The sequence below is a fragment of the Rhizobium sp. RM genome (assembly GCF_013390595.1).
Classification (GTDB): domain Bacteria; phylum Pseudomonadota; class Alphaproteobacteria; order Rhizobiales; family Rhizobiaceae; genus Agrobacterium.
This window is the reverse complement of sequence record NZ_JACAWV010000022.1, coordinates 286,916-308,015: the sequence shown is the minus strand read 5'-3', so window position 1 is coordinate 308,015 and position 21,100 is coordinate 286,916. Positions and strand designations below refer to the sequence as shown.

18 protein-coding genes and 1 pseudogene are annotated in these 21,100 nt (G+C 58.9%); 6 read left to right on the top strand and 13 right to left on the bottom strand.

Going from position 1 to position 21,100, the window contains the following annotated elements:
* Nucleotides 1-40: 40 nt before the first annotated feature.
* A complete protein-coding gene (locus tag HWX89_RS18030; RefSeq protein ID WP_138792515.1) occupies nucleotides 41-2,488 on the bottom strand; it encodes a beta-mannosidase in 2,448 nt (815 codons plus the stop codon).
* A 505-nt stretch (nucleotides 2,489-2,993) separates the two neighbouring features.
* Between HWX89_RS18030 and HWX89_RS18025 the strand changes: the two genes are divergently transcribed.
* On the top strand, nucleotides 2,994-4,046 hold the full coding sequence (locus tag HWX89_RS18025) for a LacI family transcriptional regulator (protein WP_138792514.1): 1,053 nt from the start codon (nucleotides 2,994-2,996) through the stop codon (nucleotides 4,044-4,046).
* 29 nt (nucleotides 4,047-4,075) lie between these two features.
* Here the strand turns inward: HWX89_RS18025 and znuA are convergent, their stop codons facing one another.
* Nucleotides 4,076-5,095, bottom strand: coding sequence for a zinc ABC transporter substrate-binding protein ZnuA (znuA, locus tag HWX89_RS18020; protein WP_138792513.1), 1,020 nt, complete (start codon nucleotides 5,093-5,095; stop codon nucleotides 4,076-4,078).
* Nucleotides 5,096-5,199: 104 nt separating this feature from the next.
* Between znuA and znuC the strand changes: the two genes are divergently transcribed.
* The 3 genes from znuC to zur are packed head-to-tail and all read left to right on the top strand — an operon-like array spanning nucleotide 5,200 to nucleotide 7,350.
* The gene (gene znuC, locus HWX89_RS18015) at nucleotides 5,200-6,138 is read left to right on the top strand and encodes a zinc ABC transporter ATP-binding protein ZnuC (RefSeq protein ID WP_138792512.1); all 939 of its coding nucleotides are present in this window, start codon (nucleotides 5,200-5,202) and stop codon (nucleotides 6,136-6,138) included.
* Nucleotides 6,131-6,949: a metal ABC transporter permease gene (locus HWX89_RS18010; protein WP_138792511.1), complete on the top strand. Its 819-nt coding sequence runs from the start codon at nucleotides 6,131-6,133 to the stop codon at nucleotides 6,947-6,949. Before znuC ends, HWX89_RS18010 begins: the two co-directional genes overlap by 8 nt.
* Nucleotides 6,946-7,350, top strand: a complete 405-nt coding sequence (zur, locus tag HWX89_RS18005) for a zinc uptake transcriptional repressor Zur (protein WP_138792510.1) — start codon at nucleotides 6,946-6,948, stop codon at nucleotides 7,348-7,350. The genes HWX89_RS18010 and zur overlap by 4 nt, the downstream gene beginning before the upstream one ends.
* 27 nt (nucleotides 7,351-7,377) lie before the next feature.
* Here zur and HWX89_RS18000 read toward each other — a convergent pair whose 3' ends face one another.
* The 6 genes from HWX89_RS18000 to HWX89_RS17975 form a co-directional block, all read right to left on the bottom strand.
* Nucleotides 7,378-7,911, bottom strand: a complete 534-nt coding sequence (locus tag HWX89_RS18000; protein ID WP_138792509.1) for a gamma carbonic anhydrase family protein — start codon at nucleotides 7,909-7,911, stop codon at nucleotides 7,378-7,380.
* 21 nt (nucleotides 7,912-7,932) lie between these two features.
* Nucleotides 7,933-8,622: a fumarylacetoacetate hydrolase family protein gene (locus HWX89_RS17995; protein ID WP_138792508.1), complete on the bottom strand. Its 690-nt coding sequence runs from the start codon at nucleotides 8,620-8,622 to the stop codon at nucleotides 7,933-7,935.
* 158 nt (nucleotides 8,623-8,780) lie between these two features.
* Entirely contained in the window at nucleotides 8,781-9,581 is an 801-nt protein-coding gene (locus HWX89_RS17990) for a glycoside hydrolase family 108 protein (protein ID WP_138792507.1), read from the bottom strand.
* Nucleotides 9,582-9,675: 94 nt separating this feature from the next.
* Nucleotides 9,676-12,162 carry a CHC2 zinc finger domain-containing protein gene (locus tag HWX89_RS17985; protein ID WP_138792506.1) on the bottom strand — a complete coding sequence of 829 codons (2,487 nt, stop codon included), beginning with the start codon at nucleotides 12,160-12,162 and terminating at the stop codon, nucleotides 9,676-9,678.
* A 156-nt stretch (nucleotides 12,163-12,318) separates the two neighbouring features.
* The gene (locus HWX89_RS17980; protein WP_138792505.1) at nucleotides 12,319-13,080 is read right to left on the bottom strand and encodes a helix-turn-helix domain-containing protein; all 762 of its coding nucleotides are present in this window, start codon (nucleotides 13,078-13,080) and stop codon (nucleotides 12,319-12,321) included.
* A 106-nt stretch (nucleotides 13,081-13,186) separates the two neighbouring features.
* A complete protein-coding gene (locus HWX89_RS17975; RefSeq protein ID WP_138792504.1) occupies nucleotides 13,187-13,396 on the bottom strand; it encodes a hypothetical protein in 210 nt (69 codons plus the stop codon).
* Nucleotides 13,397-13,657: 261 nt separating this feature from the next.
* Here HWX89_RS17975 and HWX89_RS17970 point away from each other — a divergent pair, with 261 nt between their 5' ends.
* Nucleotides 13,658-14,278: a helix-turn-helix domain-containing protein gene (locus HWX89_RS17970; RefSeq protein WP_138792503.1), complete on the top strand. Its 621-nt coding sequence runs from the start codon at nucleotides 13,658-13,660 to the stop codon at nucleotides 14,276-14,278.
* A gap of 243 nt (nucleotides 14,279-14,521) precedes the next feature.
* Here the strand turns inward: HWX89_RS17970 and HWX89_RS17965 are convergent, their stop codons facing one another.
* The 3 genes from HWX89_RS17965 to HWX89_RS17955 form a co-directional block, all read right to left on the bottom strand.
* Complete coding sequence (locus tag HWX89_RS17965) at nucleotides 14,522-14,770, bottom strand: hypothetical protein (RefSeq protein WP_138792502.1); 249 nt, start codon at nucleotides 14,768-14,770, stop codon at nucleotides 14,522-14,524.
* A gap of 93 nt (nucleotides 14,771-14,863) precedes the next feature.
* Nucleotides 14,864-16,459: an AfsR/SARP family transcriptional regulator gene (locus HWX89_RS17960; RefSeq protein ID WP_138792501.1), complete on the bottom strand. Its 1,596-nt coding sequence runs from the start codon at nucleotides 16,457-16,459 to the stop codon at nucleotides 14,864-14,866.
* Between the two features lie 45 nt (nucleotides 16,460-16,504).
* Entirely contained in the window at nucleotides 16,505-17,881 is a 1,377-nt protein-coding gene (locus HWX89_RS17955; protein WP_138792500.1) for a hypothetical protein, read from the bottom strand.
* A gap of 261 nt (nucleotides 17,882-18,142) precedes the next feature.
* On the opposite strand from HWX89_RS17955, the gene HWX89_RS17950 reads away from it, so the two are divergent.
* The gene (locus HWX89_RS17950) at nucleotides 18,143-18,760 is read left to right on the top strand and encodes a TetR-like C-terminal domain-containing protein (protein ID WP_178340825.1); all 618 of its coding nucleotides are present in this window, start codon (nucleotides 18,143-18,145) and stop codon (nucleotides 18,758-18,760) included.
* Here the strand turns inward: HWX89_RS17950 and HWX89_RS17945 are convergent.
* Both HWX89_RS17945 and HWX89_RS17940 read right to left on the bottom strand, forming a co-directional pair.
* Complete coding sequence (locus HWX89_RS17945) at nucleotides 18,754-20,508, bottom strand: peptidoglycan D,D-transpeptidase FtsI family protein (protein ID WP_138792498.1); 1,755 nt, start codon at nucleotides 20,506-20,508, stop codon at nucleotides 18,754-18,756. The genes HWX89_RS17950 and HWX89_RS17945 overlap by 7 nt on opposite strands.
* 228 nt (nucleotides 20,509-20,736) lie before the next feature.
* Nucleotides 20,737-21,099, bottom strand: a pseudogene (locus tag HWX89_RS17940) (response regulator); the annotation flags it as partial.
* Between the last annotated feature and the right edge of the window lies 1 nt (nucleotide 21,100).

Genomic DNA, 21,100 nt, shown 5'->3' with positions numbered 1-21,100 from the left:
TAGAGTGTTTGCCTGTCACCTTCAATACGGTGTCGACGACCTAGCAGGATTGAAGGTCGAGAATGGTGAAATGCGGCTGCCTGCCGTGTCTGTTTTCGTCTTTCGGCGTGAACAGTACGCGGCGTGTTTCACCCGCTGCCAGATCGAAAAGGTTGTCGGAGTAACGACCGGGCAGATCAGCCTCAAGCATGACGAAGAGTGCAAGCCCCTTTGCCGTCACGTCGATTTCGAACTCTCCGTTCGGCAGTGCCCTGGTGATGAATGTCAGCCCGGAAGACTGCATTTCCAGCGCCTTGTAGGTGTCACGGACATGGTGGCCTTCACCCGTCATGCCGTTGGAGGCGATGAAGTTCCATGCCAGCAACGCGCCATCCGGCAGGCTGGCAAGATCGATTTCGGTCAGAACGGCCGCAGCATCCGGCCCGCATGTGCCATTGGCGGATTTCAGCGGGATGCGGTTTCCATCCATCGTCAATGCCAGGATGTTGATGTCGATCTCGACGTCTTCGCCATTGTCGTTGACCATCGAGAAACTGAGCCTCTTGCCATCCTCTGACGGGATCGCCACCACCGTGACCGTCTGGAAGAAACGGCGGGCGGCGTAGTGCAGGGCCTTCCAGCTGCCGCCGTAATCCAGGCTCGACCATGACGCGACCGGCCATGTGTCGTTGAGCTGCCAGTAGAGCGTTCCCATGCAATGCGGTTTCAGTGAGCGCCAGTAGTCGACAGCCGTGCGGATTGCCACCGCCTGCTGCACCTGGCTCAGATAAACGAAACTTGCAAAGTCTTTCGGGAAGCGGAAGTAGCGGAACATCGTGCCGGCGATGCGCTCGTTGCCACCGGCGTTCTTCTGGTGAAGTTCGATCACCGGGGAGGAGATGTTCATGTCCTTTTCCTCCGCATAGGTGCGGATGACGGGCATGGAGGTGTAGGACTGGAAGCCGAATTCCGAGCAGAAGCGTGGCTTGATGGAGCGGTAATTGTCGAACGACTTGTTCTCGTGCCAGACCGACCAGTAGTGCATGTCACCAGATCCATCCGCGTGCCACGCGTCGCCATAATCGAGATAACCGGAGGCGGGGCTTGAGGGCCACCAGAGCGCTTCGGGCGCCGCCTTCTTGAGGGCGCGTTCGATGGTGCGGTTCAGGCGGTCATAAGCAACCAGATAACGGTCGCGGTTATCGCGGGATTCCTTGAACCACGTCAGCGCGCCGACCAGTTCGTTGTCACCGCACCACAGCACGAGCGAGGGATGGGAAGACAGCCGCTGCACCTGATAGGTGACCTCGTGCTCCACATTTTCCAGAAAATCCTCGCTGCAGGGATAAAGGTTGCAGGCGAACATGAAGTCCTGCCAGACCATCAGGCCAAGCCGGTCGCATAGATCGTAGAACCAGTCCTGTTCATAGAAGCCGCCGCCCCAGACCCGGATCATGTTCATGTTGGCTTCCGCAGCGGAGCACAGGAGATCCTCGGTCTTTTCGCGGCTCGTCAGGGAGTGCAGGGCATCGGCCGGAATCCAGTTGGCGCCACGGCAGAAGATCTCGCGCCCGTTGATGCGGAAGGCAAAACGGCTGCCCGCTTCATCCTTGTCCGTCAGAAGCTCGACGGTTCGCAGACCGATCTGGCGCGTCACGGTCTCATCCGGCAAATCGACAGTCAGCGTGTAGAGCGCCTGTTCACCGCTGCCCGCCGGCCACCAGAGCCTGGGGTTCTCGACGAAAAATACGTGCTGGATCGTCGTCTCGCCAGCGCCGACACCGCAATCGAGACGCAGTCTTTCATCATCCAGCGACAGGTGCAGGGTAACGCTTGCGGCGTGTTCGGCAAAAAGCGTCACTGCCACATGCAGTTCGACGCCACCTTCGACATGGTGTTGCGAGGTGACGACATGTTCGATGCGGGCTGTGTCCAGCCGCTTCAGGGCAATCGTGCCGTAAAGGCCAAGCGGGGCGATGGCGATGTTCCAGTCCCAGCCGAAGTGGCATTGCGGCTTTCTGAGCATGTTGCCGTTGGCAATCGGCGAGTTGCCTTCGTGGTAGGGAATGTAAAAGGGTTGCCGTGCCTGCCGTTCCGCACCGGCGGTAATGTTGGAGTGAAAGCGGATGCGGATGGTGTTTTCACCGGGACGCAGCGCATTCGAAACATCGGGGCGATACCGCCGGAAGCAATTGTCGCTGGTCAGCACCGGGGCGTCGTTGATGTAGACGATGGCGACGGTGTCGAGATAATCGATATCGAGATACCAGCTTACGTCGACGTCTTCGACCACGAAGGTGCGCTCGATCAGCCAGTCGCGGTGCGCGACCCATTGCACGTCGTTCTCGTTGCGGCCGTGATAGGGGTCGGGGATGATGCCTGCATTTTTCAGCGCCGTATGAACGTCGCCAGGGATCGGGATTTCGGTGCGATGATCTCCTTCCGCAGACGACAGGGACCAGTGCCCGGAAAGATCGATAAGCGTGTCGGGCGAGGAAGAAGAAACCATTTTTGGACCCTGTTTTTCGTGCGGGCATTGTCAATGTCGCACGGCATCGTCATGCAAGCTGGCATCTGAATTTCGGGAGACGATATCGTGGAAACGCCGGCCGGCAAAACCGGTTCCGGCACTCTTCTAACAGTCCTCCCAGCGGCAACGTTACCGTAAAATTTCCGCGCCGTCATGCCCTCAGACGACAATCGCCGTTATTGTCGATGTTGATGTTCCAGATCGGGACATGTCATCCACGTGTTTTGATCATGGAAATTATAAATCAATATGTTGGATGATTTTTCTAAAGTCTTTAATGAGACAAACAAGCGCCGGGGCACTGTATTGCCGCCAAGAATTAGAGAATTTTCTTCTTCGTTCGGCTGTCGATTTTTGTCTCCTATATCGTTACAGTAGGCGTCGGGAGGAAAGGCAGCATAGTTGATGACGGAGACTGCCTGGCGCCTTTGCAAGATGGCAAAAGCTATCTATGATCATTACTGATAAAGCATGGCGAAATGACATGAACGATACTGGGAAAACCGACAGTGACAACGTTTCGATAGGTGCGGGTGAGCGCCCAACGTTGAAGACCATCGCGTTTATGACAGGCCTCGGCATCACCACCGTTTCACGCGCACTGAAGGATGCTCCCGACATTGGCGCCGATACCAAGGAACGTGTGCGGCTGATCGCCAGGCAGATCGGTTACCAGCCGAACCGCGCCGGCGTTCGTCTGCGCACCGGCAAGACCAATGTCATTGCACTGGTGCTGAGCGTCGATGAAGAGCTGATGGGTTTTACCAGCCAGATGGTGTTCGGTATCACCGAGGTTCTGGCCGCGACCCAATATCATCTTGTCGTGACACCGCACACGCATGCCAAGGATTCGATGGTGCCGATCCGCTACATTCTCGACACCGGGTCGGCCGATGGTGTCATCATTTCCAAGATCCAGCCGGATGATCCGCGCGTTCGCTTCATGACCGAGCGCAACATGCCGTTTGTCACGCATGGACGCAGCGACATGGGCATCGAGCACGCCTATCACGACTTCGACAACGAGGCCTATGCCTACGAGGCTGTGGAGCGGCTGGTGCAGTGCGGGCGCAAGAAGATCGCCATCATCGTGCCGCCGTCGCGGTTTTCCTTCCACGACCACGCCAGGAAAGGTTTCAACCGGGCCATCCGGCATTTCGGCGTATCGGAGTTTCCGCTGGATTCCGTCACCATTGAAACCCCGCTCGACAAGCTGCGCGATTTTGGCGAACAGTTGATGTCCGGGAAGGACCGGCCAGACGGCATCGTGTCGATCAGTGGCAGCAGCACCATTGCGCTGATGGCCGGGTTCGAAGCGGCCGGTGTGAAGATCGGTGAGGATATCGACGTCGTGTCCAAGCAGTCGGCCGAATTCCTGAACTGGATCAAGCCGCAGGTTCACACTGTAAACGAGGATATCAAGCTGGCGGGCAGGGAGCTTGCGGCGGCGCTTTTGGCCCGCATCAATGGCGAGCCGGCAGAGACGCTGCAGAGTGTCAGCAAGCCTGTATGGTCGTCGATGGCGCCCAAGCCCTGAGCGCCATCTGTGCGGTCAGCAGAGACCTGTCAGGACAGGCAGTCCTTCAGCGACTTGGCGATGCCACGCATCATCTCGAAATAGAGATCGGGGCCGGGTGTCTGGGTTGCTGCTTCGGGGTCCAGCGTGCCGGACCTGGCATCCGTACCTTCCATGACGACTGAGACGAGCTTCGGCTCGAATTGCGGTTCGGCAAACACGCAGGTGGCGCCGAGTTCGCGGATCTTCTGCTGCACCTGTTTGACGCGGTCCGCACCCGGCATGGTCTCGGGGCTGACGGTGATGGAGCCTGCCGTCTTCACGCCGTAGCGGTGTTCGAAATACTGGTAGGCATCGTGGAAGACGATGAAGGGCTTATTCTTGATCGGCTTTACGGTTTCCGCCAGCTCCGCATCGAGAGCGTCGATATCGGTCAGCAGCTTGCGGGCATTTTCCTGATAGGTGGCGGCATTGTCCGCGTCGGCCTTGATAAGAGCTGCCTCGATCGAACGTGCCATCGCCTTGGCATTTGCCGGGTCGAGCCAGAGGTGCATGTCGTATTCGCCATGTGCATGGTCATGCCCATGATCGTGATCATGGCCATCCTTGTGGTCGTCGGCATGCTCTTCGCCATCATGCTTGTGTTCATGGGCTTCTTCGGCCTCATGATCGTGTCCTTCATGGTCGCCGTGATCGTGGGCTTCAAAAGGACCGCCTTCGCGGAATAGCAGTTTTTCCAGGCCCTCGGCATCTTCCAGTTCCACGACCGTTGCCTTGCTGGCCAGCGCCTGCAGCGGCTTTTCCAGATAGGCTTCGAGGCCGGGACCGACCCAGAACACCATGTCGGCTTTTTCCAGCGTACGGGCGTTGGACGGTTTCAGGCTGTAGATGTGTGGGGAGGCCGCGCCATCGACGATCAGTTGCGGTTCGCCCACGCCTTTCATGATGGCGGCGACGAGGGAGTGTACAGGCTTGATCGAGACCACGACATTGGGGGCGGCGGCCATCGCGCTCGACGCCATGGCTGCTATCGAGGCGGACGCCGCCAGCGCGATCAGGATTGGTCTCATGAAAAGTCACTCCACTTGAAGAAGGTGGTTATGTTATTACATTTATTGCGTAACGCTATAACGTATGCGATAGCGGTACGCAACATCGCCAATCGGATAATCCCATGCTTCATTCTGCCCCCAAGGGTGGTGATACACTCGTGTCTCTTTCCAATGCCGGTATTCAGCGCGGCGGTCGCTGGCTGGTGCGCGGCGTGGATTTTTCCGTCAGCAAGGGCGAGATCGTCACTCTGATCGGTCCGAACGGATCTGGCAAATCGACCAGCGCCAAAATGGCGATCGGCGTGTTGAAGCCGAGCGAGGGTGCTGTCTCGCGCATCGATGGATTGCGGGTGGGATATGTGCCGCAGAAGCTTTCCGTCGACTGGACAATGCCGCTGTCCGTGCGGCGTCTGATGACGTTGACCGGGCCGCTCCCGGCCCGGGAAATCGATGCGGCCCTGAATGCCACGGGCATTGCCCATCTTGCCAATGCCGAGGTTCAGCACCTGTCCGGCGGCGAGTTTCAGCGTGCGCTTCTGGCGCGGGCCATTGCCCGCAAGCCGGATCTTCTGGTTCTGGACGAACCTGTGCAGGGGGTCGATTTCTCCGGCGAGATCGCACTCTACGAACTGATTAAAAATATCAGAAATTCAACAAATTGCGGAGTTTTGTTAATCTCGCATGACCTGCATGTAGTGATGGCGGAAACGGATACGGTGATCTGCCTGAACGGCCATGTCTGCTGCCGTGGTACGCCGCAGGCGGTCAGCCAAAGCGCCGAATATATGCAGCTTTTCGGTGGCACGGCTGCCAAGGCACTGGCCGTTTACAGCCATCATCACGATCATACCCATCTGCCCGACGGCCGCGTCCTGCACGCCGATGGCTCGGTCACCGACCATTGCCATCCCGATGACGGCCACCATCATGACCACGACCATTCAACGCATGCCCATCATCACGATCACCATGATCACGATCATGATGGCTGCGGCTGCGGAAACGATCACTCGGCGGATGCTGTGACCTCCGATACAAAACACGGAGAGCGGCATGTTTGACGATTTCTTCATTCGCGCCATGATCGCCGGTATCGGCGTTGCACTGACCGTCGGACCGCTCGGCTGTTTCGTCGTGTGGCGGCGCATGGCTTATTTCGGCGATACGATGGCGCACTCGGCGCTGCTGGGCGTGGCGCTGTCGCTTCTCTTCCAGATCAATCTGACGGTCAGCGTGTTTCTGGTCGCCTCGCTGGTATCCGTGCTGCTGCTGTTCCTGCAGCGCCGGCAGGCTCTGTCTGCGGATGCGCTTCTTGGCATTCTCTCGCACTCGGCGCTGGCCATCGGTCTGGTGATCGTCGCCTTCATGACCTGGGTGCGGATCGACCTCATTTCCTTCCTGTTCGGCGATATCCTGGCTGTCACGACCACGGACATTGCGCTGATCTGGGGCGGCGGTCTTGTTGTGATTGGCGTCATGGTCAAGCTGTGGCGGCCGCTTCTGGCATCCACCGTCAATGCCGAACTGGCAGAGGCGGAGGGGTTGAACCCGGAACTTGCCAAGCTCCTGTTCACGCTGCTGATGGCGCTCGTCATTGCCATCGCCATGAAGGTCGTCGGCATCATGCTGATTACGTCGCTGCTGATCATTCCGGCTGCGACGGCCAGACGCTTTTCGTCCACACCTGAGGTCATGGCTGTGATCGCATCGCTGATCGGGGCCATCGCGGTTTTCGGTGGGCTGATGGGGTCTTTGACCTACGATACGCCGTCCGGGCCGTCGATCGTGGTTGCCGCAGTCGTTCTGTTCGTTGTAAGCCTGCTGCCGTTACCGGGGGCTTCCCGTGCGGCCGATGAGGGAGGCAAGTCATGAATGCGCAAAATCTGACCAAGAACCAGTCTCTGGTGATGAACGCGCTGTCGAACTCGCAAGGCCCGCTCAGCGCCTACATGATCCTCGACAAGCTGCGCGATGACGGCTTCCGCGCTCCGTTGCAGGTGTATCGAGCGCTGGAAAAACTCATCGAGTTCGGGCTGGTGCATCGGCTGGAAAGCCTGAATGCCTTCGTTGCCTGCACACATACCCAGGCCGAGTGCTGCACGCATCACCACGGCACTGTCGCCTTTGCCATCTGCGAGGCGTGCGGGCAGGTGACCGAGTTTCACGATCACGACATCGATCATCGTCTGGAACGCTGGGTCAAGGATCACAAGTTCAAGGCGGAAAAGACCACGATTGAAATTCGTGGCCTCTGCGCTGCCTGTGCATCCTGATTTGCAACCGGTCTGATTGGACCGGTTCTATTCCTGCACGAGTTGCAGGTCGTTCGAAAACCGTTTCCAGTTTTCGATGTATTTCTCGGCCGAACGGCGCAGCGCTGCAACCGCATCGTCGTCCAGTGTGCGGATCACCCGTGCCGGCGACCCGACGATGAGAGAATTGTCGGGAAATTCCTTGCCTTCGGTAATCAGTGCATTGGCACCGATCAGGCAGTTCCTGCCGATCTTCGCGCCGTTCAGGATAGTTGCGCCCATGCCGACCAGCGAGTTGTCGCCAATGGTGCAGCCGTGAACGATGGCATGGTGGCCGATGGTGCACATCTCACCGATCGTCGCGGCATAGCCGGGATCGCTGTGCACCATCACGCCTTCCTGAATGTTTGTACCGCGGCCAACGCTGATCGGCTCATTATCGCCGCGCAGCGTCGCGCCAAACCAGATGCCGACATCCTCTTCTAGCGTGACCGACCCGATGACATTCGCATCGGGGGCAACCCAGTAACGGTCAGGGGCAGGGGTTTGGGGCGTTCTGTCTCCCAGACGGTAAAGCGGCATCGGTTCTCCTCCCGGTTTGCGTTACGCGACCTTGACGGACAGCGTGCCGACACCGTCGACGCCGCATTCGATCAGATCGCCGCGTACGATGGGGCCAACGCCTGCGGGTGTGCCGGTCATGATGACGTCGCCAGCGGCAAGCGTGAACAGCTTGGACAGTTCGGCAATCACTTCCGGTACTTTCCAGATCATCTGCGAGAGATCGCCGGTCTGCTTGCGCGTTCCGTTGACATCAAGCCAGATGGCGCCGGTGGAGGGATGGCCGATTTTCGACGCGGGCACGACGGGCGAGACCGGCGCGGAAAATTCGAATGCCTTGGCGCCTTCCCAGGAACGGCCCATCTTCTTCAGGCCGTCCTGCAGATCGCGGCGCGTCATGTCGATGCCGACAGCATAACCCCAGACGTGATCCAGTGCTTCACTGGCCGGAATATCCGAACCGCCGCTTTTCAGAACGACCACGCATTCGACTTCGTAATGCACGTTGGACGACAGCGACGGGTAGGGGAAATCGCGACCTGATGGCAGCAGGTTGTCCGGGTTTTTCTGGAAGTAGAAGGGCGGCTCGCGCGACGGGTCATGTCCCATTTCAATGGCGTGGTCGGCGTAATTGCGGCCAACACAATAAACGCGCCGTACCGGAAACGTCTCGCTGGTGCCTTCGACGGGGAGAAGAACCGGTTGCGGTGTGGGAATGACAGTTGCGGCCATGAAAAGCTTCCTTGCATCGACTTCAGGTGCCAGTCTTTTCCCGCAATTCCGGGGCAATTACCAGTTCAAAAACCGCGCTGGCGGTCCTCTTGCGCTTCCGGAAACGAAAAAAGCCCGCAGTCCTGCGGGCCATGCGTTTGGCTGCCTCTCAACCCCTGTCAGGCGCCCGTGTCGGCAAGCGCGGTCACTTCGGCGCGATAGGCTTCGGCGCGCTGCCTGTTTTTCCTGTAGATTGCGAAAATGACGGACATTGCTGCCAGCACGACCAGCATTCCGAGACAAAAGCCCGTCCAGGAAGAAATACCCGTCGAGACGGACACCGTGCCACCCGTGCCGACGAGGGCCGCCTGATTGCCGTTCTTCTCTGCACTGTGGGCTGCCTTCTGGCTTTCTTCGGCAAGCGCCTTTCTGGCTGAGGATGCCGATCCCGTTGCGGCGAGATACATGGCGACACCCTTTGCCTCGACCTTTGCGACACGGGCCGTCCAGCCATTTTTGTTGATGCTCCAGATTTTCAGGCCGCGCATGAAGCTGAGGCGACGGGCGCAGAGCGCCTGAATTTCCTTGACGCCGGCCGAGGAGGCCTTGCTCAGGGTGACGGGGCCGGCCTTGCCGTCGACGGAGGCGCCGATCACGGCCTGCGCCTCGCGGATGGCGCGTGCCGGCCCGGAATTGACGCCGTAATCCCAGGTGGCGAGATCGAAGCCTGGCGGCAGTTCGTCGCCACGCACCGCATCCCAGTACCGTGTCCTGTAGATCGGGGCGACATCCTTGACGGTCAGATTGGCGATATCCAGCGTGGGAAAGGCTGCGGCGGAAATGCCGTGTTTCGTGCCCTTGAACTCACCAAGGCCGACCTTGCCGCCCGTCCAGTTGCCGGGGTCCTTGCGGTCCTTCGAAAGCCCGCCCTCGGCCGCAAGCGTAAAGGCGAGGCATGCCTCGAAATTCTGTTTTGCCATGTCGCGATGTCCTCAATGGATGATGAGGCGGCAAGTTTCCCTCGCCAATGGTTATCCGCATGGCATGGGCGCGCGATCCCGGCGGGGTGAAGCTTCAGAACACATCACCATATTGGGTGACGCCTTCAATGGTGACGCCTTGCGCGACCATGCCTGAACTCAGACGTTTCAACTGTACGTTCGGCATGGATTTCAGCCGCTGGGAGAACGTGTTGACCGGGGGCAGGAAGCTTTCCTTGTAGCCCTGTTCGACGGCCCAGTTCCTGAAGTTTTCGAACAGCTTGCTGGTGCGCAGCCAGCCGCCACGCGGTTCGTGCGCGACGGGCACGACGCGGATGTCGAACCACTCATTGAGCGGGTCGAGCAGCAGCCAGGCATTGAGTGCTTCCTTCGAGCTTTCCGGAATGGTGTAGCCGCCGTTCTTTTTCAGACGGATTGCACCGGCAACGGCAAAGCCGAGCAGCAGGTCAAGCTCCTCCGCCTGAATGCGTTCGGCAATATCGGTGATGACCTCACTGTCAGGGATCGACCGGTTGAACTGCATGACCACCAGTCGTCGCCGCAGACCGCGATCGATACCGCCGTTGAAGCGCGGCAGGGTGTTGGTGGTGAAGCAGTGCAGGGCGCGTGGCGAGAAACTGACCACATCCTTGTAGAGACTGCGGCCTTCTATGGGATTTCCGGTCACTGCCGCCTTGAACTCCTCTCCGGCAATAGCCGCAGCGCTCAGCTCGTCTGCGACGTTGGCGGCCTTGCCTGCGAGGTTGATGATGCGCTTTTCATCGTTGAAGAAAGCCGGGGAGATGGAGGATACGGCACCTTCAGGCAAAAGCGCGCGAAACAGCGCGGCAATGGTCGATTTGCCGTTATTGGCTGTTTCGCCGAGCAGGATGAAGGCCTTCGGCTGTTTTACACGCGTCGCCAGACCGAAGGCAGCTGCCCCCAGCATTTCGGAGATCAGGTGGATCTTGTCGGTGGCATCGGCATCATGGCGAAAGGCACCGTAAAGCAGCCTGTGCAGCAACGAACCCTCGGGTGGATGGCTATCGGTGTGCAGGTGATATTCGGCATTGATGGTGAAGCGAAAGCGATCCTGCGGATCGTGGGCGCGGCAATCCACCTTTCCCTTGTCGTCGATGGTGATGGTGCAGTTCTTCACATTCATGCCAACGACAGGGCTTTTGAAGAAGTCGTCGTCCGACACGCGGGTTCCCAGCTCGTTGATGATGCCATCGATCATGCGTTTGCCGAGCTTGAGCGGCGTTTCCTTCACGCCAATGCCGATGGCATCCAGCGCGTGCATGGCAAGCCTTATCTTCTGGTCGGAAATCGGCCGCCAGGCGGTAGGGCCAAAAGCCCAGAATTTTCCCTCGGCGCGCACGATCTGGCCGCCACAGGCCTTCTTCATCTCGTGGTGAAATTCCCGCGCCAGCCAGACTTCCGATCCATACATCTGGCCTGGAAACATCTCGGGCATGGCCTTGATACCATCAGCACCCAGAGGCACCGTTCTGGACGGTGATTTTTCCTGAGGCTGGGAGGCAAGCGGGGCGAGAGGGCGCATGGTGGTGTTGAGGAAGTGGATGAGCTGGTCGCGGCCCCAGCCCGCCTCCACCGCATCGGCACAGTCCCAACCCTTTTTCGGAAAATCGCCCGTCTGCCAGTTTTCGAAACCGTAGCTTTCGATCTCGGAGGCTGCGTCAATCTCGGTCAGCCCGACATGGCGCACGTCTGCGCCAAGCCCGGTCAGAGCGGTTGTAATTTCCGTGGCTGTTGCCATGCCCGGCGCATCGAAATCCGGCCAGATGGTGACTTTGCGACCGGCCAGTGGCGACCAGTCGGTGTGTTTGACGCCCTGGGTGCCGCCTGCCCATGAGACGACGGTGAGGCCGGTCGCCCTGTGCAGCCTGTCGCGGCATTTTTCACCTTCGACGACATAGACCTCACGGGCCTCGCCGAGTTCATGCAGGCCATAGAGCGGCCGGGGCTTGGGGAAGGGGAAACGGCACCATGTCTGCCTGCCATCCGGCAACCGCACAAACATGACCATCGGCGTTTCCTTGGCGCCTCCAGGCAGATCATGGCGCAGCACGTAACCCAGCAGGGAGCCATCGGTGCGGCGATAGGGAAATACCATTGCGGGCGCGAAGGTGCCCCATTCGCTGCGCTGGCCCTTTCTCTTGGGGTTATAAAGCCGCACGCGGCGTCCGGTGTGCAGCGCTTGCGACGGCGGATCTATCGGGGTGATGCCGTCATAGCGGTCGGGTGCATCGTACTTTTGTCGCCTGGCATTGGCACGGGTGGTATCCGCACCGCCGAGGATACGAACCGCTTCGGGCAGGGCGACGCCTTTGATCTTCTGGACGAAATCGAGGACATCCCCCTTTTCGCCGCAACCGAAGCAGTGGAAACGCTGCACGCCATCATGGCCCATGAAAATGGTGAAGGACGGCGTGTTTTCGGCATGGAACGGGCAGCAGGTCTGGAACTCGTGACCGTTGCGCTCCAGCCTGAAACCGTAGCTCTCTGCCGTCGCGGATAAGGAAACATCACGGCGTAACCGTTCGACATCAGAGGACATTACGTTGCTGCTCTTGCTTGATTGTTGTGATTAACGCAACATTGGTGACGCGAAACGAGCGTCGTCTTTGAAATTCTCAGGGGTTTGCGACGGGATTTCCCTCCACGTTCTCCTTGTCGACGGCAAGGTCTGCTGCCCGTTGATCCCGGTCGGTAATCACACCTTGTCCTGCAGGATCAGCCGGTAGCCCTGACGGTAGCCAACGGTCACTATCGAAATTCCGGAGCCTTTCAGTTTGCTGCGCAGATGCGACAGGGCCACCTTGAAGGCCGCATACATCTTGACCTGCGTGGGGCCGCCTTCGGGGTCGTCGTGATACATTTCGGTGAAGACGCGCTCCATCTGGACGGGTTTTCCCTTGCCGCTCCAGACGGCCCGCAGGATACGCGATTGCTGCTCGGTTATGCCATAGACCTGCGTGGCAATATCGGCCGACATGGTTTGCACCGGCGCGTCGCAGCACGGGCAGTTGACGCCGTAGCGGCTTTCAAACAGCGGTCTTTCAGGCACTGTCGACTTTATTTCCGGTTTCGCCAGGCGCCCGGCAAAACCGATATTGCCGATCCGGTCATTCAGGTGGTCGCCATCGCGCGGGACGAGAATCTGGTCCGTTTCACCGAAATGCCAGTTCCAGACCAGATAGCGACGCATGTAGAAACGCTGCTCACCACGCGCGCCGAGCAGAATGACCCAGATCGGGTCCTGTCTGGTGCTCTTGCGATAATATTCCGACCCCGCATCGGGGCGCCGGCGGCGTGAGCCTTCGCGCCACAGCAGGCGGCCGTTGTCATAGAAAAACAGGTCGCGGGCCTGCTCCCGGCTCAACTGGTCGCCGAAAAACGGAAAGTTGCAGTTCGGGATCGTGGTTTCCGGTGCTGAGAGGGCGGCATGCGAGGGGTGTTGTGCTCTGATGGTCATGGCTTGCCTTCCATAATCTGTTGCTGCGGGGACGCCTTCGCTCAGCCAATGGCAGCTTAAGGCGCGATTGCTTGTGACCGGGGCGCGGAGCGGAAATGGGCATGTCTCATTTGCCCATCACCATTTTCTCGATCCTGACCTGATGATGCGACATGCGCCGAAGCCGGCTTGCTAGATGCGCCAGGTCATCCACGGTATGCCCGTTGATGACGAGAACGGTTTCCTGCGAAAACGCGCCGTTGCGCATCGTGCAGCGACCAATCAGCTCTTCGATCAGTTCCGACTGCTCCAGCATGGAAAGCGGCTTGTCGCGCATATCAGCCCTCCGGCGCATGTTCAGGTTCATCATTACAGGGCGGTCAAATCATTCGTTGTGTCCGTCAACAATATGTTGCTATAATCACAACGTCAACAGTGCGCAACATGAGATCGAAGAAAATTAAAAAAGGATGCCGGGAGTGCGCCGTTTCGTGGCGATTTTGGCGTTATGTCGGCACGGTTCAGCAAGGAGGCGCTTGCATATCGTTGTGAATTTTGCAACAAATATACAACAATACGGATGTGCCAGGGGATTTTTATGGCGGCTATTGATGGTGACTGGTTTCATGCCCGGTTGAAAGATACGGGCAAATCGCTTCGTGCACTGGCCCGACATATGGATTCCGATCCCTCCGCCGTTTCCCGAACATTTTCCGGCCATCGCAGGATGCGGATGGACGAGGCCACGCAGATTGCCGGTTTTCTGGGTGTTTCGCTGGCGGATGTGATGAAACATGCCGGTATCACGACCGAGGCGGATGGGCCGCAGGCGCGCATCGTTCTGGCTGCGACGATCAATGAAAGCGGCGTAATCGAGATGTTGCCGGAGCCCAAACCTTTGCCAGCCTCCGTCGTTGAGAAAGCGCAGCTTGCCGTTGGCGGTCATTATAACAGACAGGTCGTCGCGGCGCAGATTCGCGCGTCATCAGGTGCTCTGGCGATCTGGGACGATGCGGTGCTGTTGTTCAGCCAGACTGACATGGTCGATGCGTCTGCGATCGGCGCGCTGTCGATCTGCCGTCTGAGGGATGGCAGGCAGGTTCTGGCAAAGGTGGAGCGGGCCCGCAAAACGGGAGAGGCAAGTCTTGTATCGCCCGCCGGCAAGTCGGAAGAGGTCGCTCTTCTGGCAGCATCGCCCATCATTGCGGTGATCCCGTAAATCACGTCGTTCGTTTCGCACGAGGGAAAGACGGGCTTTCGCCCTCAGCGCTGAACAGGCGCGTAACGGTGGCGGCACAATGCTGGCGCGGCCCGGAATTCATCGTGTCGCTATGGTCGGTGGGATTGTGCCAGTGGCGGGGAGTGCCATGGCCTGCGAAGGAAAATCCGCAGCGAAACGCAATGCGGCCTGACTGCGTGAGCAGTCAGGACAAAATCTCATGATCCGCGGGTAGTGATGGTCTCAAAGGAAGCCAGCGACGCGGCTGCGTGCACGGAACTGCAGCGGCTTGGACAGGAATTCCTCGGTGCTGCCATAAGGGAACAGGTAGTCTTTCAGTTCGTTGACTTCGTTCTTCTGGTGAACCTGTTCGGGTACGGTTTTGGCTTCAATCAGCGCCATCTGGATCAGATAGGCCAAGAACGGCCTGTCGGATTTGGTGGCAAGCAAAGCGGCATTCAGATGATCTGAAACAATGTTGGTATCACTCATGATCGGCCCCTGATTTTTTGCAATTAGGTACAACTAGACCGCTATCGTGATTCCAGCGTGAATCGACCGTGAGCTGCGTGTGAATTGAAGCACTTAACTTGCGATAGTTTCGATAAGTCTTATGCGTCGCATGGTCGTGACGGGGTAATCGTCGTCAAGGAAGCGCTGTGGCGTGAAGTCGGGCTCGAGCTGGCGCAGTTGCAAAATGGCGTTTTCCATCTCGGGAATCATGCCCATCTGCTTGTAAAGCGCCACGAGATAACGAAGCGGCGCACGGAAAGCCGGGCGCAGCATCAACGCCACCTCGGCATGGCCGATGGCGGTCGGATAATCGCCGAGTGCTGAGGCCGACATGCAGCAGAAAAATTCCACCAGAGCGCGATGTTCACCGCCGCCGGTCAGTGACAGGGCCGTCGTGGCCGAGCGGCGGCTGTCTTCCAGCTTGTCGAGCACCAGTTCGGTGTTGGAGAGGATGGCGATGTTGACGGCGTTGAGCGGATCGAGGCTGACGGCGCGTTCGGCCATTCTGAGCGATCCACGGCTCGAACCGCCACCCAGATATTCGAGGTGAGCGCCGATTCCCAGAATGCTGGCGCTGCCGCCTTCCTGACGCAGTGCTTCCTGCACCAGTTCTGACGAGCTGATGCTGTCTTCCAGAAAGGCGCTGGTGCGGTGCTGGAACTGCGCCATGTTGCGCAGGAATGCGCGCCAGGCCAGATATTGCGGGCGCGGTTCGCGATCATAGGCGTAACGCAGATGCGTGTCGGCATCCTTGAGGCTGGTGCGGTCGAAGCGGAAAATCAGATCGCGGGCATGACCGGCCAGCATGGCGGCCGAGTTGGAAATCGAAAGCTGGTCCTTCCGCTCACGGAACGTCGAAAGAACGGCCTGCACCAGCGTGCCGCACTCCTGAACGAAGGCTTCTTCCGAGGCGAGGAGAATGGGAACGGTGCGTGACCAGTAGAGCTGGCCCGTTTCGGCATGATTGATGGCAAAGGCCACGTGGGTGACAAGGCCCATCGTCACGGCGCGCACAGAAATGGAAAGGCCGGAGACCGGGGCGCGGCCACCGGTTTCGAACAGCGTTGTCTGCGGGAAGATCTGGAAATCGTCGCGGTCGAGCAGCGACGTCGTTGCCAGCGTCATCAGCCGCGTGATGACCAGTTCACTCACCGGCTGATTGTCGGACTGGCACTGGAAAAAGATCGCCGGTTTGGGCGGCGTCGGCGTGTGCACGGCCCTGACAGGTTGTATATTTTGCGGTGTCGTTTCCGCCGCAAAGGACATGCGCAGATTTCTGATCCAGTCCTCGAATTCGCCATCGGCAATGTCGAGATCGGCAAAGGCACTGTGCTCATCGTTCCAGTCTTCACCGCTGGCCGGCCGGTTGTAGGTGACGGTAAACTGCGCGGGGTCGAGCGTGATCTTTTCACGGTCGGTCTTGAGGGCGGCCTCGTAGGGACCGAGCGTGCGGCGGATTTCCACAAGCGTCTGGCGCAGGCTGTCCGATCCCTTCTTGGAATCGCGGTCGCTCCACAACTTGTCCTGCAACCAGACGCGGTTGCGGGAATAGCCCTGCGACATGGCCAGGAGTGCGAAAACGCCGCGCGCCTTCAGCCCTTTCGGGCTGTAGTCGGTGCCAAACTGATCAACGATCTGAAAGCGGCCAAAGACGTTTAAGGACAGCATAAGTCGCGCCTGAAAACAGATGAGATTCCTGTCTATCAGCTTTCTTCAACGAAGGAAAAGCTTACCGGTTGTGTCATGTTCATTTTCTTCCCACCCTTCAGGCCCTGCCAGGTCAGGCGAAATTTCGTCTGTCGGCACAAAAGCGCCGGGTGGCTGGGGTTTGAACGGGTAGGGTGGTACGTCGGTGGTGGCTGCTGCCTGATCCGGAAAGTCGGTTGCAACCCAGTTGCGGAACGCGGCAATGCCCTTTGAAACCTGCAGCACGTAGTCCAGCGCCTGTGTATCGGCCACCGCTGAATTTGTGCCGATATTGCGGAAATAGGCCGTGACAGCCGCATCATCATAAGGGTCGTAAGGTGCGCCCGGCATCAGTTTTGCCGCTTCGCTCGCCTGCCAGCTTTTTGGCAAAACGGCCGTACCCCAATCCAGCGAGCCCTGATGGCAGGTAATGCAGGCGGACTTGGGGTTGTCGACCGGGCCGTTGGCGCGGCCGAAAAGGCCGAGATGCTGGCGGGGAAGGGCGTAAAATTGCGCCGCAATCAACGGGTTAACCCAGCTTTCGGTCGGTGTTGCACCCTTGGTCATATAGGCGTTGGCAGTCAGGGCTGGGTCGCTGCCCCAGATCAGCCCCACCGGCACCAGCCGGTCATAGGGCGTCGCACCGGGTTGCAGGGCGTTGTAGACGAAGGTGCCGAAAAACCAGCCGTTCGGCGAGCGCTTGTCTTTCACCGAGAGGTCGAGTTGCAGAAGACGCATCGTCATGGTGCCGCCGTCCTTCTTGCCGGCAACCTCCCATTCCTTCGAATTTGCCAGATAGGGAACGTCCTGCGGCGTGGCCGTGGTGAACAGCATCTTGGCGGCAACGGCACCTTCCGCGAAGGCAAAACCGCGTGTCTTCGGGAAGGCCGGATCGCCCCAGATCTGGCCGAAACCGTAACAGGCGACATCGTTATAGATGCCGACGGCGAAATTGCGCTCCCAGCCTTTCTGCAGTGCGTGGAGTTCCTTGGGGCGCGACCAGCGCTCGGTCGTCATGCCGCGCAGCGGTTCACGCAACATGAAGAACCATGGCGCATCGCACCATTGCTCTTCCTTGTTGTCCTCAATGCGCCAGTCGATATCCGGACGGGCATTCACCTTGGTCACATAACCAAGGATCGCCTTCATATAGGCGGCCGGCTCCTTCTGCGGATCGATGCTCAGCCACGGCAGCTTGGTATTATCAGGCAGGGTCTTGGGGAAGTCGTAATGGACCTGAAATTTCCGATCCGTTTCATGCCCCTTCAGCGGCAGAGAACTGGAACAGTCGAACTTCGCCTGGGCTGCAGCCGCAAAGCTGCTGTCGACGGGGGCGGGACAGTCCGCCAGAGCCGCAGAGATGGACGAGAGAAAAAATGCTGCAAAAAGAATCGAAAATTTCATCTGGCTCCCCAGCGCGATGATGAGAATCCGATCTAAGGCCAAGCACCAAGACTTGTAAATATACAACCTGATACGTGTTTTACGTGTATTTTCTGATTGTAGAGGGTGTAACCAATATCGATGTGGTTCCGAAAGACCGGCATTCTGGCCCGTGACGTGGCGGAGGAAAAGCACGGGCCGAAGCGCCCGGCGGTTTCGCAGCGCAGGGGTTTCCGGCTCCGGCACCCTATGGTACTTCGGTTCAAACACTGGAATTGGAACATGGCGCGCACACTCATCCGGCCCGGCGGGCGCAGCGAACGTATACAGATTGCCGTTCATCAGGCTGTGAGAGCCTTGATGGCTGAAAATCCGGAGTGTGAGCTGACGATACCGCTTGTCGCCGAGCGCGCCGAAGTTCCGCCATCGACGATCTATCGCAGATGGGAAAGTCTGCCCAAGCTGCTTGAGGACGTGGCGAGCGAACGTTTCCTGCCGGATAGCGTGCCGCGCGACACCGGGGCTTTCCGCAGCGATCTGGAGCTGTGGCTGGAACAACTGGTCGACGATATTTCTTCCGGCCCGGGGCATGTTCTCCTGCGGGAGCGGTTGACCAATGTGCGCGTGGCGCAGACGGCGGCCGGTTATGCCTTTCAAAACCTCGTCTGCCTTTGCGATCGATGCGAGGGGCGCGGCGAGGTGGTGCCTGATCCCGATCGCCTGATGGACATGATCGTGGCGCCGATCATCTATCGGATCTTCTTTACCGGCCAGCAGATCTCGAAGGTCTATCAGGTCGAACTGGTCAGCAATGCCCTGTCATCGCAGGCCATGACGCATCCTTTCACCAACCAGCCGTCAATCCGCGATTACGTCCTCTATGAGAACGATCCTCAGTAATTGAGTAGTGCGGTGTCGCCGTCGCCGAATGAAGGTTTGACGCCCAGAAGCGCTGCCGATCTGGTGATGATCTCCTTGGCCATGGGCGCTGCGGTGTAAGCCGCAAGGCGGCCGCCTTTCTCGCCAGTCAGCGGCGCATCAATCGTGGTCAGAACGACATATTGCGGCTTGTCCATCGGGAAACCGGCCAGAAAGGCGTTGAAGTTCAGGTGGGCGGCATAACGCCCGTTGATGACCTTGTCGGCGGTTCCGGTCTTGCCTCCAACATTGAAGCCCGGCACCTGAGCGCTGCGGCCAGAGCCTTTCACGCCGTTCCAGTGAAACAGGAAACGCATGTCGGCGCTGGTTTTCGGCGAGATCACCTGCGTCGTCTTCGAGGCGATATCCGCCGGTGAGCGAACAAGGAAGGTCGGGGAAATGAGCTTGCCGCCATTGATCAGCGCCGCTCCGGCAATGGCTGTTTGCATCGGCGTTGTCGCAACGCCATGACCGAAGGAAATTGTCGCCTGATTGACCTTTCTCCAGACACGCGGCTGGCTTGGCGTGGCAACCTCGGGCAGTTCCGTGTCCATTTTCGACAGGAGGCCGAGGCGGGTCAGAAATGCGCGGTGATCGTCCATCTCGACCATCGCAGCGATGGCGGCCGTGCCGATGTTCGATGAATACTGAAACACTTCCGGCACGGTCAAAGGCCTGCCCTGGCCGTGGTCATCGTGAATGGTGAAACCGGCAATGCGCAGTGGTTTCGTCGCATCGAGCACGGAATTGAGGGTGATCTTGCCCATATCCAGTCCCATCGCCAGCGTGAAGCTCTTGAAGGTCGATCCCATCTCGTAGGTCGCATTGCTCATGCGGTTCAGCCAGCCGTTTTCGTATTCCTTGTCGATTGTGCCATCCGGCAGGGTGCGCGACGGTTCGTTGGGGTCGTAATCGGGAACGGATGCCATCGCCAGCACTTCGCCAGTGTTGACGTCGAGAACGATGGCGCCTGCGGCCTGCGCCTGATAGGCGCTCATCGAACGGGTCACGACTTCATGAACGATGTTCTGGACGCGCAGGTCTATGGAGAGCCTGACCGGCGCCAGCGGGGTGTCTGATGTCATTCCAAGCGCGCGCAGATCTGCCCATCCCTGGCGGTCGATGTAACGCTCCATGCCTGCCAGCCCCTGATTGTCCACGTTGACGTGGCCGAGAATGTGCGCGGCCGTGCGTCCGCCAGGGTAAAAACGGCGCTTTTCCGGGCGAAATCCGATGCCGGGAATGCCGAGCGCTAGAATGTCGGCCTGCTGGCGTGGCGTGAGCTGGCGCTTCAGCCACTGGAAGGCGGTTTTCGATTGCAGCCGTCTATGGATGTCGCTCCAGTCGATATCCGGCAGCACGGAAGCAAGCTTTTCCACGGCTTCGTCGGCATCGACGATCCGGCGCGGTTCGGCGTAGAGCGATACCATGTTCAGGTCGGTCGCTAGCAGTTCGCCGTTGCGGTCGACAATGTCGGGGCGGGAGGCCATGGAGGTGCCCCGGCCGCCAATGGACACCGTGGTCTGTGACCCGGCAAAACCATATTGGGCCAGCCGCGCCCCAATGACGCCATACATGGCGATGAAACTCCCGATCAGCACCAGAAGACGTTTGCGCGTTTCCTTGCGTCTTGAAACCGCCGCGCCGGGAAGGCGAAAACTGCCGCCGCGTTTGTGCTGGGCAAAATGAAATCGGCTGCGGGCGGAGAGGATGCGAGATGACAGCGACATTGAGTTCCAGAGACCGTGTTCCGGGGCAGTCAAAATCCGATCACTCGGCACCACCGGGATTATTAATGCGAATCAATTAGCATTAATAATGCGAGTCACTCGTTAATGCGAATTTAATTGCATTAGATGGAAGTGGCCGTTTGTCGCAGGGCATAATAAGCCTGTCCGTTGCCTCCAGGCATCGGCCAAAACCATCATCGACTGGGGGAACTGCGGGCAGGGGGGGTAGGCCGCCATTCGCCGCATCTGGGCGATCACGTCTCTTTCCCTGTATGGCTTTGAAAAGAAGACGCTGTTTTCCGGCAGACTTGTCTGTGCCGGGGTCATGTGACCGGAGGTGATAATCAGGTGAATGGGCGGCCAGCGGTCACGGATAAGGGCTGCCAGTTTCATGCCGTCCATACCACGCGGCATGTCGATATCGGTAAAGACGATGGTGATATCCGGTCGCGCTTCGAGAATGGCAATCGCCTCTGTTGCATCCGCAGCTTCGATCGCTTCGAAACCTTCGGCCTCGATCATGTCGACGGCCGCCATTCGCAACAGCGGTTCGTCCTCGACCACGAGTATCTTGGGCGCTGACATTGGCATA